The organism is Hyalangium gracile (assembly GCF_020103725.1).
Lineage (GTDB): Bacteria > Myxococcota > Myxococcia > Myxococcales > Myxococcaceae > Hyalangium > Hyalangium gracile.
This window is the reverse complement of the sequence record NZ_JAHXBG010000001.1, coordinates 120688-132658: the sequence shown is the minus strand read 5'-3', so window position 1 is coordinate 132658 and position 11971 is coordinate 120688. Positions and strand designations below refer to the sequence as shown.

Genomic DNA, 11971 nt, shown 5'->3' with positions numbered 1-11971 from the left:
GAGGAGCAGCGGAGCCAGGCTGCTCACGCGCGGAGGCGCCTCAACGGCTCTCTCCAGGCAGGGGAGCAAGACGGGCTCTGGCGCACTGCCGGAGGAGCGGGCGGCGTGACAGGCCTTGTGGCTCGTTCCACGGCGTCCCACCTCAACAGTGGCGGAAGCGTCGTGGGTTCGCGACGGCACGCCTCAACGTCACAGGAGGCCAGTCATGGCACAGATGGAGACGCAGAAGTCCTCGCTGCAACCCTTCCTTCCCACCGGAAACGCCCAGCTCACCGATGAGCTGAAGGCGTGCATCAGCAACTGCATGTCCTGCTCCGCGGTGTGCCTGCAGACGGTGACGTACTGTCTCCAGCAGGGCGGGAAGCACGCGGCGGCCGATCACATCCGGCTGCTGGAGGACTGCGTGCAGATCTGCAAGACGAGCGCGGACTTCATGCTGCGCGGCTCGCCGCTGCACGCGCGCACCTGCGGGGTCTGCGCCGAGGTCTGCGACAAGTGCGCCGCCAGCTGCGAGCAGATGGGGGATGACGCGGCGATGAAGGCGTGCGCCGAGGCGTGCCGCCGGTGCGCGGAGTCCTGCCGCAGGATGAGTGCGTCGGCGTAGCGCCCACGGGTCCATGAGGGGCCGCGGTTTCAGGAGGGCTCCAGGGGCGAGCCCTCGCCTTCCTTCCGGGCCTCCTGGGCCTCCTGCTCTCGGGAGGCAAGTGGCAGGGTGAAGGCGAAGGTGGAGCCCTGCCCCGGTATGCTCTCCACGTGGATGAGATGTCCTTGACGGAGACGACGACGCCCCGCACGGCGCCGCTGGCCTCGCGCACGGGGGCCGCCGACGCGAGCACGGGGATCTGCCTGCGCACCTCGTTGGTCGGGGGCTCCACGAAGAGGATGCCCACGGGGGCGCTGTCCACCACCGTCTGGAGCAGGGCCCGCTCCCGCTCCGCCTCGGCGCGGGCCGCCTTGAGCCGCTCCAGGTACTGCTCGCGCTCCGTCACATCCCGGATGATGGTGGTGATGGACAACCCCTCCGGCGAGAGCAGGGGGCTGAGGCTGATGTCCAGCGGCAGCTCGGTGCCGTCCTTGCGCAGGCCCCGCAGCGCGAGCCCCTGGGCCATCTTTCGGACGTTGGGGGCCGCCACGTACTCCTCGCGGTGGCGGCGGTGGACCTCCCGCAGGCGCTCTGGGATGAGCCGCTCCACCTGCTGGCCGAGCAGCTCCTCGCGCCCGTAGCCGAACACCCGCTCCGCTTGGGCATTGATGAAGGTGATGCGGCCGGCGCCGTCCACGGTGACGACCGGATCTCCGCCCACCGGAAGAGCAGCTCGTCCCACCCCAGGTCCTGACCGCTGAAGTACTGGAACAGGGTGCCGGCGCCAATGAGGACGAGCCCCCAGGCGGCCACCAGTCCCACCCCCCGGCGCGGGCGGCCTGGCGCCGCCGGGTGGAGCAGCCCCAGGGCGACACCGCCGAGCATCAAGCCGAGCGCGGTGTTGGGAGCCATCCGGGGCAGGCCGGGCGTGATGGACTTCACGGAGGGCAAGTCCCACGCCCACCCCAGCAGGACCGTCAGCCCGACGAGCGGAGCGCACACCGCCGCGCTCCAGACCAGGAGCTGGACGAGGGGGAGGCCAGGGCGGTGCGAGCGACTGGACATGGGCGTTCCCGAAAGCGCGAGAGGATCAAGCGGGGCCATGCCCCTGGGGGCTGGCACGCATGGCCAGCGCGGCTTCTCGCGAGGTGGCGAAGGAGCGCTCGACGCTGGCCTCCAGCAGCTCCAGCTGCCGCTCCAGCTCGCCGCGCCGCAAGGCGGGAGCCACTCGCAGGAGATCCTCCAGCAGGAAGCGCAGGCGGCGGGTGATCTGGATGGAGCCCTCGCCGTACCGGCGCACCTCATCCAGGGCGAGCCGTACGTAGGAGTCCCAGTCGGGGCGTGGGCAGATCACTCGGAGCGCGCCCGTCTCATCCCTGCGAGCAGCCGAGGGGAAGCGCCGGCGCACCATGCGCCGCAGCAGATCGTGGAGCTGATCGATGGCCTGCACCGCCGTGGTGGGATCATTGATGCCGGGCGAGAGGGCCCGCTCGGCGATGTCCACGAGCTGACGGAAGCCAAAGGCGGTGTCCTGCTGGAGCGTGCGCTCCGCACCGAAGGAGAGCGCTCCGAGCAGCCTGCTCACGTCGAGGCGCGCGGCGTCACCCCACACCTCGAAGAGCGTGCCTCCATGAGGGACGAAGTCTCCCATCATGGGCACCAGCGCCAGGGTGACGCGGGCCTCCCGGGCACAGGACATCAGCCGCTCCGGGTCCACGGCGACGAGCACTCCGGGGGAGCGGGGCGAGGGGATGAGCAGGGAGGGCATCCCCGTGGGCCGCTCCTCGCCAGCCTCCTCCGCGTCCTCGCCGAGGCTCTCCGGATACATCTGCTCGAGCGTGCCGCGCGTCTCCTCGCCGATGCGGGTGAGGATGACCACGGCGCGGATGGATTGGGCGACGTGGTGGATGTAGTAGATGAAGGCGCCCACGCTGAGCACGGAGAGGACGACGGCGAGCCACACCGACAGCGAGGGCACATGGCGCTCGATGCCCTCCGAGGTGCCTCGGACGATGCGCAGCCCCAGCAGCGCGTAGACGAACGTCCCCACGAAGATGCCCAGGGCGAGCTGGCTCGGATGATCCTTGAGGAAGGTGCGCAGCACGCGCGGCGAGAACTGATTGCTGGCCAGCTGGAGCACGAGGATGGTGACGGAGAACACCAGGCCCGCCAGCGTCAGCATCGAGGACACCACCGCGGAGAGCACCGAGCGCGCGCCCTCGGGCCCGCCTCGGAAGAGGTACCAGGCGGGCTCATCGTGTGACAGGCGCGCGTCCAGCGCCTGCGAGCCAAAGGAGAGCCCGATCGCCGCCGCGACGCACAGCGCGGGGATGAGCCAGTAGTTGGATTCGAAGCGCCCGACGAGGCGGCTGAGCCATGGCTTCATGAGAGGGCCTCTGGAGGGGTGGAATGCTGCCCCTTGCCTGGGCGGTATGGCAGGGCGGGTGTTCCGGGATGTACGGTGGTGACCCTTCGGGGGCGGGCCACCTGTCGGCCAGCGAGCGATCCAGGCGGGCCTCAGGGAGGGGCGGGCGTGGCCGCCTTCACGGGGGCACTCTCGTCGGCGGGAGGACACGGCGCCAGCGAGAAGCGCACCCGCCACTCCGTGCCTGGGCGCAGGGTGACTCGCGGGTGCTCGGCCAGGAGCCCATGAATGGCGCTCGCGAACGTCTCTTCCTCCGCGCGGCGCCGGCCCGTCGCGGCGGGAGGCTGCTCCGCGCAGACCGACACCCGCGCGAGCTCCGCGGAGGCTCGCAGCGCTGGCGCGAGCTCGGCGATGAAGCGCACGTCCCCCTCCTCGCGGGTGAGCTCGGCCGTGGGGAGCGCGACGCTCGAGAGCGAGACGGGCTGTCCCAGCTCCTCAGTGAGGGAGCGCTCGAGCGCCTCGCGCCCGGGGGCATCCAGCCCCTGGCCCAGGTGGATCACCCGCAGCCCCAGCGTGTCCCCGCTCGAGCCGATGTCGATGGCGAGCGGGGCTCCGGCGGAGCGCGCGGGCCAGGCGCGCTCGAGGGCCTTCCGCACGAAGGCGCGTGAGCTGTCGAGCGTCTTCGCCGGAGAGGGCGGGGCGGGAGGCGGCAGCGGCGGGGGCTTGTAGAGCAGGGACTCGATGCCGGCCAGGGCGGAGGCATCCGCCACGGCCAGGACGTCTACCCGCGGCGTCACCCCGGAGATCTGTCGGATCTGCCCATCGAGGCGAGCGCGCGCGGCCTCGGCATCCGCGTTCTTCCCCAGGAGGATGACGAGCACGTCCACCTCGCGCCGTCCGACGCGGACACGGCTCTCCACCACGCGCTGCGGCAGGCCCTCCACCGTCCCCTGCACGGCGTTGCGGACGCGGATCTGCCACGCCACCTCATCCAGGGCCTGGCGCAGGGGCACGTAGACGATGGCCAGCAGCATGAAGGGCATGAGCACCCGCAGCCAGTGTCCCCAGCGGGCCTCGAAGAGCTGCTCGAGGCGCCGGGAGATGGCCCAGGTGATGCGGCCCTGGCTCCCCTCGCTCCGGAGGAACTCCGCCCGCTCGAGCTGGGCGACGTCCACGCGGTTGAAGCCCACCGCGATGAACGCCACCGTGGCGACCAGGACGATGGCGACCATGTTGGTGAGGAAGAGCATCGCCGCGCCCCCCGCCACCGGCCAGGCGCTCGTGCCCAGGCCGTAGCCGCTGGCGCACAGCGGCGGCACGAGCGAGATGCCAATCGAGGTGCCCGCGGCCGTGGTCGCCGTTTCCGAGGCGGGGCGGAGCGCGGAGTAGACGCCCGCCAGCGCGCAGAACCCCGCGGTCAGCAAATCCAACGCGGTGGGCGAGGTGCGCGCGAGGATCTCCGCGTTCAGCTCATGGAAGGGCAGCAGCAGCGTGAGCACCGCCGAGCTGCAGGTGGCGAAGGCGACGCTCATGGCCACGCGGAACCCCGAGCGGAGCACCAGGTACGGTGAGCCCGTCGCCAGCCCCATCCCCAGGTGCACGATGGGCCCCATGAGCGGGGCGACGAGCATGGCCCCGATGACCACCGCGGTGCTGCCGAGCACCAGCCCCAGCGTCGCGATCCCCACCGCCACGATGAGCTGGAACCAGTAGGAGGTCGACTCGCGCGCATCCCGGCGCATCATCGACGCGACCAGGGGCTCCCGGGCCGTGGGGCCGCACTCCAGCAGTGCCCCGAGCCGATCCTGGAGCCGGGTGAGGGAGCTGGCGCGCGCTTCGTCGCTGGGAACCGGGAGGGAGGTAGACATGCCTGCACCACTCTATATAGTTTGAGCTCAAACCAAAAGGGTGGGGCGGAGCAGTCGTCTGGCTCAGTGAAGGAAGGTCTCCTCGGGCTCGGGCGCTTGGACGTTGGAGAGGGTCTCGGGGCGCTCATCGCGCTGCTGGAGGACGGTCAGCGAGCCGTCGGTCTCGAGCACGACGGCCTCGACGGCTTCGAGCCGTGCCACGCCCTGGTCCCGCAGCACCGACAGCACCTCCGCCTCGACGATGCGCGCGCGGCGCATGGCCGAGGGCAGGAAGCGCCCCTGGTGGACCAGCAGCACGGGCTCGGACTTCACCATGCGGCTGAACCCGGGCCAGCGCACCGAGGTCCAGGTGACGAGGAACTGGAGCCCGATCAGGACGGCGAAGGCCAGCAGCCCCTCGGCCAGCGACACGTCCTTGGAGAGCAGCACCGTGGCCAGCGTCGAGCCCAGCGACACCGTCACCACGAGATCGAAGGCGTTGAGCTTGGAGAGGGTCCGGTTGCCCGAGAGGCGGAGCATGAGCACCAGCGCCGCGTAGGCGCACACCCCGACGAGGACTACGCGGCCCAGCGCCTGCCAGCTATCGAAGAACATGGGGATCCTCCCGCGGGGATGTGCTCGGGGTAGAGGTATGCGGCCGGGTGCGAGGCGGGTGCACCAGCTCCACGGTGGTGGAGGCCAGCTCGAGGTCCTCTTCGCGGAAGCGCTCGAGGATGCGCCGAGCGATGACGTCCTTCACCTCTCGCACGCCGTACGTGTTCACGAGGAAGCGCACGCTCAGCTCCACCCAGTTGTCCGTCAGCCGCAGATAGGCGCGCGGCTCCAGCTCGCCTGAGTGGATGAGGTAGCGCTCGCGCATGTTGGCCAGCTGCCGGTGGCCTTCCTCGATGATGCCGGCGGTGGCCTCGCGCACGGCGGCCAGCACGATGGCCTCGGCCTTCCGCGGATCCGTGTCGTAGCGCAGCGGCAGCCGCAGTTCCTCCCAGAGGAAGTTGAAGTTGCGCGTGTAGTTGTAAGTTGGCTGCTTGAAGACTTCCGCGTTGGTGATGGTGACGACGCGCCCCGTATACTGCCGGGCTCCCACCCAGTGGTGCGGGTCGGGGTGCAGCAGCGGCGGCACGCCCATCTCCATCACCGTTGTCTTGAGCAGGCCGATGTCCAGCACGTCCCCCCGGACGTCTCCAATCTGGATGCGGTCACCCAGATCGAACGTCTTGCCGAAGACGATGACGAAGTAGCCAGCCACGGACAGCACCGCGTTCTGTGATGCGAAGGCGAGCCCACCGGCCAGCAGCCCCAGGAAGGTGGCCAGGCGGGTGGGGTTGTCGAACCAGATGGACAGCAGCAGCAGCGTCCCGAGCCCGCCAAAGGCGAGCCGGATGTACTTGCGCGCCCAGATGGAGCGGCGCGACACGCCGGTGCCCAGCCCGACCACCACCCCCAGCAGCGCCCGCACGCCCATCACCACCACGAGGACGGCCAGGGACAAGACGACCTTGCGCAGCGTCTCGGGGTTGAGTCCGAGGATGCGGACACCGAAGAACTCCATATCGGGAAGCTGTGCTGGCACCTCGCGAGCCACAAGGCACGCGCCACCTGATGCCCCGCGAGCGACCGAGCGAGCGTCCCTGGTCTCGGCTATCTCCCCGTTTGCTGCCGCAACGACACGTTCGTACCCTCCTTGAAGAGTGCCCTTCATCCGCGGCAGACGCGCCGACAGGAAGGACGTGGAGAGCCATGGCGAAGGAGCGTCGCACGGGCCCGGTGGAGGTGCTTCGCAACCTCGCCCTGTCACTCGAGCGCATGGCGGCGCGTGAGGCGGCGAGCAGCGTGGTGCGCGGCGCGGCCGACGGGGTGCGTCAGGAGCTGCCGGAGATCGACGGGCAGCTGCGCGCGCTCCTCCGGGACGCGCTCACGGTGCTGGGGCGCATGGCGCACGAAGCGGCCGAGCGCGAGGAGGTGGATCCCGGCGCCGCGGCCCACTCGCTGGCGGCGTCGGCGATGAAGGGGGTGCTGGAGGTGCTGGAGCGGGAGTGGCAGGACGGCGGGCTGCCCCTCCACTCCCTCGTCGAGCGCATCAATCTGCTCTTCGACGAAATCATCGACTACGCGCACTCCCGCACGGACGAGATTCGCACGCCCGGAGAGCGGGCCCAGGCCATGGCCGAGGGCGTGGTGAGGGCGGCCGTGCGGGAGCTCCATGAGGCCGTGCCCTCCTTCGCGGAGGACATGAAGACGCTGGCTCCCCTGGGGGCGGGGATTGCCTCGCAGGTGGGCCGGGGGCTCGTGGAAGGAATCGAGTCGAAGCTCCGGGAGGACGAGGAGGTGCTGGTGGGCCTGCTGGAGCGCGCCGGCCGGGGGCTGGTGCGGGGCCTGGCCGCGGGCATTCGCGAGGAGCTGGCCTCCAGCCCGCTGGCCTCGGGTCAGGCGCTGGGCAAGTCCCTGGAGACGCTCGCCGAGCGCTCCGCCGCCGCGACAGTCCGAGGCGCGGGCGGAGCGCTGACGGAGCAGGTGCGCTCCTGGCGAGACACCCTGGCGCGCGACGGGACGCTGCGGCGGGCGAGCCGGGAGCTCGCGGGCGGCACGCTGGAGGCGCTCGGGGCGGGGCTGCGACGACCGCTGCTGGCCATCGCGGGCGCGGGCAGCGTGCTCGTGGCCCTCACCCTGTTCTCCGCGCGGTGGCGCCGCGCCTGAGGCGGCTCACCTGGTGGGGAGGACGGGTTGAGGCGGGCCGAACTGGTCTGCTTGTCATACCAGTTCGGTACCGGTCCGCGCCCAGGGCACCTCCCTGGCCAGGCCGTTGTCCTGGCACAGGGGCCTTCCTGCCGAGTGCACGTGCTTCCTCGGACCTGCCTAGAAGCGCACGAAGAGGCCCGCGCCTCCGGCGAGGGAGCCGTCCTTCGTGGCCAGCACCACCGGCACGGGCGCGGCCTGGAAGTCGGCGCGGCGCAGGCTGTCCTTCTCCGTCGGAACGCCCGGATCCGAGGTCAGCAGGTAGGTGAGCGCGAACGAGGTGACCACGCCCGCCAGGGACGTCAGCGGCACCGTGGTGCCGTCGGCGAGGATGGAGCCCAGCCAGAGCATCGTCGTGCCCACGCCGAGGGGCACCAGCGTGAGCTTCACCACGCGCCCGGGGTCCATCTCCAGCGGGATGGTGAGCAGGCCGCCCAGGGCCATGCCCACCGCGGGAGCCACGAAGGTGGGCATGTAGCTCATGTCGCCGCTGCCCGAGGTGTCGATGATGCCCTGGGTGAGTCCGGTGAGGGTCAGCGCGTAGAGGGACACCATGCCCACGAGCGCCGCATCCCCGGTGCTCACGTCGCCCCCGCCGTGCGTGACCGCGAGCACGGTGATGATGCCCAGCTGCGTGGCGCCCAGCGTCAGCCACGCCGTGTCGCGCAGGGACAGGTCCGCGTCCCGGCCGATGGCCAGGCCCGCCACGAAGGACGAGGCCGCCGCGCCCGACACCAGGAACGACTCGTTGCGATGCACGGGGACGTAGTACTGGTACAGCGTGGAGATGGTGCCCAGCGTGAGGCCGCCAATCACCGCGCCCGTGTACGCGTTGTTCTCGTTGTCGTCCTCCTGCTCCTCGTCATAGCTGTGCCCGAGCATGGCGCCGCTGACGATGCCGCTCATCACCTCGGTGAAGGCGAGCAGCGGCCCGCCCGAGCCCGCGGAGAAGCGGCTGTAGCGCACCGCGCGCTCACCCGGAGACTCGGCTGGGCCGGTGGCCGTGGGGCCGGCCGGCATCGGTGGGGGAGCGGGCTCGGTCGGAGCCGGAGTGAGGGGAGGCGGAGGCGGCGGCGACGGCTCGGTGACGGGCGCGTCGGGCTGCTGGGCGCTCGCGATCGTGGCGACGAGACTCAGCAGCAGGGCGATGGACCTCATTCGATGGTTCCTCGAAGGGGACGGATGCGAGGGTGTATCCAACAACACTCTTTGCACTTCGGGTCAGAATTGGATCGACATACCCGGGCCTACAGCGAGCCCGGTGTTGTGACGGCCCGCGGCAAGCACCACGGGGACAGGGGTGAGCCGTGGGCCGCTGGCCGAGGCGCGTTGCGGCGGCGGCACGTTGGAGGTGAGGGCGGTGATGAGCGCGGTGAGGCCCAGGCTGCTGGTCAGGGTGATGAGCACCACCCGGCCAGTGGTGGCGTTGCCGGACAGCGGCGCGGACAGGGCGATGGCCATTCCGCTCGCCATGAGCGGCACCGAGGAGATGAGCGCGAAGCCCAGGCCGTTCAGCTCCAGCGGGATGGAGAGCAGCCCGCCCACGACCATGCCAATCGTGGGCGCCATCAGCATGGGCGCGAAGTTGTAGCCCCGGCCGCTGTTCTCCGCGTCGTTGATGAACTCGATGAGGCCGGCGATGAGGGAGGAGTAGAAGGCCGTGAGGCTGATGAGCCCCATGTCCGCGCCGCTGAAGCCCTGGCCGCCGGAGGTGAGCGCCAGCGTGGCGAACAGCCCCACCTGCGAGCAGGCCAGGGAGAGGATCGCCCGGTCCCGGTCGCTCAGGTCGTTGCTGTTGGCGAAGCCGATGCCTCCCACCATGCTCGACAGCGAGAGGAGGGTGGCGAACAGCGCCTCGCTGCGCTCCACCGGGAGGAAGTACTGGTAGAGGATGCCCGCGGTGCCCAGCGTGAGCCCGCCAATCATGGCCCCTGTATAGAAGTTGTTGGTCTTCCCCTCGGTGTCATACGCCGAGCCCAGGACGGAGCCGCCGACGAGTCCCAGGATGACCTCGGTGACCACCACGGCGGGGCCACCGGGGCCCGCGGAGAAGCGGCTGTAGCGCGCCGCGCGCTCGCCGGGGGACTCGGCGGGGCCGGTGCTGGGGGGAGGTGTGCGGGCCCACTCGGGCTCGTCGGGCGAGGAGGAGCTGGACGGCGCGGCCTGGGCGAACGAGCGCGTCGGCTCCCAGGCGCCAGCCACCGTCGAGCAGAGGCAGAGGAGGAGGAGGAAGGGGCGCATGGGAGCCTCGGAAGCGTACGCCCATCTTCACTGCATGCTGGATGCCGAGCAAAGAACCGCCAGCCGGTGGGACACCTCCGCGGGAGGATGGCTCAGCGCGCCGTGGCGGCCTGTGCACGTCGCTGCACAGCAGCGGGGCGTGCCTGTCGCGAGCGCGGGGGGGGGCGTGAGCCTCGCACCCGGACGCAGGGTTGGATTCGACACCGTCTTCACGTCCCACACGAGCCCGAGCCACTCCATCCCTCGCACGGCCCAGAAGCCCGGGTCCGGCTGGCTCCAGCCCACGCCCATCTGCGCCGAGCTCGGGTACGCGTGGTGCGTGTTGTGCCAGGACTCGCCCATGCTCAGCAGCGCGAGCCACCCCGTGTTGCGGCCCTGCTCCGCGGCGCCGGCCAGCTCATAGGGCTGCTCGCCCGAGACGTGGCTCACGTAGTGGACGGCCCAGAAGCCATCCTGCGTGAGCGCCAGCCGGACGAAGATGCCCCACGCCACGAAGGCGGCGCCACCGGCGGCGTACAGCGCGAGCGCCAGCGGCACCTGCAGCCACAGCCCCGCGCGCTCCAGGAAGAGGAAGAGCGGACGCTCGGCCACGCTCGGCTCCACGGGCGGGTACACGGAAGCATCGCGCGCCTCGTAGTCGAAGAAGAGAGCGTAGCCCATCGCCTCGAGGAAGCCGCCCGCGTAGCCGAAGTAGGCCGGGCAGTCCGGCTGGTTCTGGTGGTAGTCACGCCGGTGGTGCATGCGCGTCATGCCGAGGATGCCCCCGAGGCCCGCCAGCGAGCCCAGCACCGCGAGCACCGCCTCCACCGCGCGGGACGTCTGGAAGGCGCGGTGGATGAGGCCGCGGTGGAAGCCCACCGACACGCCCAGGCACATCGTCACCGCGAGCAGCCCCGCGGCCACGGCCACCGCGCTCCACGAGAAGAACAGCGTGCCCCCCACGAGCGCTCCTACATGGAGCAGTGTCCAGCGGAGCACCTTGATCCAGCTCAGCCTCGTCTCACCCCCGGCACCGCGTGTGGCATCGTCCATGGCCTCCGGCTCCTCTCGGGCCAAAGCCATCGCAAGCGCCCTGCCAGCCAGCTCCCCTCGTCATTTCAGGCACTTGCGGGCCCAGGGCGGCCCGGGTGTCCACGGCGTTGACAGTCCGCGGTCAACGCCGGAGACGCTCTGGCGCTGGCAAGAAATGGTTGCCGCGTGAGGGGGCGGCGGTGGGAGCGTCTCGAAGAGGAATGGAGTCCGCTCCCCGGCGGTGCCTATCTTCACCCCATGAAAACTCCACGCTTCGTCCGATTCACACTGGGTCTGGGACTGTTCGCGAGTGGGGTCGCCCTGGCGGCCCCCAAGGAGCCGTCCATCTCCGTGCGCCTGCCCCGGGCGTCCTACAACGTGCAGCTCACCGGGAAGGATGTCGTCGCCCCGAGCCTCCAGCTCAGCCACTCGCCGCGAGGAGTCCGCGGCCGGGCCTATGACGCCGCGACGGACATCGAGTTCAAGGACGGCGAGGCCAACGGCACCATCGGCGGCCTGGCGGTGAAGCTGAAGATCAAGACCGAGGGCGACACCGTCAAGGCCGAGGGCGGCTTCGCGGGACGCCCGGTGACGGTGAGCTACAGCCCCAGCGAGCTCACCGTCTACATCAACGACTGCACCTGGCGGCTGAAGAACGACTCCGAGGGCTCCTACGTGGGCCGCCGGAGCTGTGACCGAGCCTTCCTGGGGGACACCTCGGTATCGCTCCCGGAGGTCTTCCAGGAGCTGTCTCCCGCCGAGCAGGTCACCCTGCTGCTGCTCTCCCTGAGCTGAGGTCCGCCAGCCGGGCGTGGGGCCGCTACGGCCGCACGTCCGCTCGCCGGTGGAGGCCCAGCCCTGTCGGGGTGCCCACCGTCACCCGGCTCGTCCATGGGAAGACCACCGCCAGCGCCAGTCCCGCCAGCCCCACCAGGGCGTAGATGAGGCGGGCGAGGGCCGAGGTCTGCTCCCGCGCTCCTCCGCCGAGGATGGCGTCGACCAGGTTCCAGTTGAAGAAGCCGATGAGGCCCCAGTTCACCGCGCCGATGATGGCCACCACGGCCAGGAACTTGATGAAGCCGCTCATCCGGTCCGTGTTGATGCGTTCCATGATCATGCCTCCTGTTCGCCGATACATCCGGCAGCGCCGTCAGGAGACGCTCCACGGTG

Annotated in this window: 11 protein-coding genes and 1 pseudogene; 3 read left to right on the top strand and 9 right to left on the bottom strand. The window is 70.7% G+C overall.

Translation table 11 applies throughout. The features are described 5' to 3' along the window. Positions 1-205: 205 nt before the first annotated feature. The gene (locus KY572_RS00605; protein WP_224240163.1) at positions 206-604 is read left to right on the top strand and encodes a four-helix bundle copper-binding protein; all 399 of its coding nucleotides are present in this window, start codon (positions 206-208) and stop codon (positions 602-604) included. Positions 605-1016: 412 nt separating this feature from the next. On the opposite strand, the pseudogene KY572_RS48010 reads toward KY572_RS00605, so the two are convergent. The 5 genes and pseudogenes from KY572_RS48010 to KY572_RS00580 all read right to left on the bottom strand — a co-directional run. After that, positions 1017-1280: pseudogene (locus KY572_RS48010) on the bottom strand (PAS domain S-box protein); the annotation flags it as partial. Positions 1281-1673: 393 nt separating this feature from the next. Continuing rightward, positions 1674-2969: a DUF2254 domain-containing protein gene (locus KY572_RS00595; RefSeq protein WP_224240162.1), complete on the bottom strand. Its 1296-nt coding sequence runs from the start codon at positions 2967-2969 to the stop codon at positions 1674-1676. A gap of 131 nt (positions 2970-3100) precedes the next feature. Continuing rightward, the gene (locus KY572_RS00590) at positions 3101-4816 is read right to left on the bottom strand and encodes a DUF389 domain-containing protein (RefSeq protein WP_224240161.1); all 1716 of its coding nucleotides are present in this window, start codon (positions 4814-4816) and stop codon (positions 3101-3103) included. Positions 4817-4879: 63 nt separating this feature from the next. Then, on the bottom strand, positions 4880-5410 hold the full coding sequence (locus tag KY572_RS00585) for a DUF421 domain-containing protein (protein WP_224240160.1): 531 nt from the start codon (positions 5408-5410) through the stop codon (positions 4880-4882). Then, a complete protein-coding gene (locus KY572_RS00580; protein ID WP_224240159.1) occupies positions 5397-6365 on the bottom strand; it encodes a mechanosensitive ion channel family protein in 969 nt (322 codons plus the stop codon). Before KY572_RS00580 ends, KY572_RS00585 begins: the two co-directional genes overlap by 14 nt. A 188-nt stretch (positions 6366-6553) precedes the next feature. On the opposite strand from KY572_RS00580, the gene KY572_RS00575 reads away from it, so the two are divergent. After that, positions 6554-7510, top strand: a complete 957-nt coding sequence (locus tag KY572_RS00575) for a hypothetical protein (protein ID WP_224240158.1) — start codon at positions 6554-6556, stop codon at positions 7508-7510. A gap of 159 nt (positions 7511-7669) precedes the next feature. On the opposite strand, the gene KY572_RS00570 is transcribed toward KY572_RS00575, so the two are convergent. From KY572_RS00570 to KY572_RS00560, 3 genes are all read right to left on the bottom strand, one after another. Continuing rightward, positions 7670-8707, bottom strand: a complete 1038-nt coding sequence (locus tag KY572_RS00570; RefSeq protein WP_224240157.1) for a hypothetical protein — start codon at positions 8705-8707, stop codon at positions 7670-7672. Between the two features lie 63 nt (positions 8708-8770). Then, positions 8771-9790: a hypothetical protein gene (locus KY572_RS00565; RefSeq protein WP_224240156.1), complete on the bottom strand. Its 1020-nt coding sequence runs from the start codon at positions 9788-9790 to the stop codon at positions 8771-8773. Between the two features lie 27 nt (positions 9791-9817). Continuing rightward, positions 9818-10822 (bottom strand): acyl-CoA desaturase, encoded by a 1005-nt coding sequence (locus KY572_RS00560; protein WP_224240155.1) that lies wholly within the window; start codon positions 10820-10822, stop codon positions 9818-9820. A gap of 330 nt (positions 10823-11152) precedes the next feature. On the opposite strand from KY572_RS00560, the gene KY572_RS00555 reads away from it, so the two are divergent. Further along, complete coding sequence (locus tag KY572_RS00555; protein WP_224240154.1) at positions 11153-11596, top strand: hypothetical protein; 444 nt, start codon at positions 11153-11155, stop codon at positions 11594-11596. Between the two features lie 25 nt (positions 11597-11621). On the opposite strand, the gene KY572_RS00550 is transcribed toward KY572_RS00555, so the two are convergent. Next, positions 11622-11912 carry a DUF378 domain-containing protein gene (locus KY572_RS00550; RefSeq protein ID WP_263451262.1) on the bottom strand — a complete coding sequence of 97 codons (291 nt, stop codon included), beginning with the start codon at positions 11910-11912 and terminating at the stop codon, positions 11622-11624. Between the last annotated feature and the right edge of the window lie 59 nt (positions 11913-11971).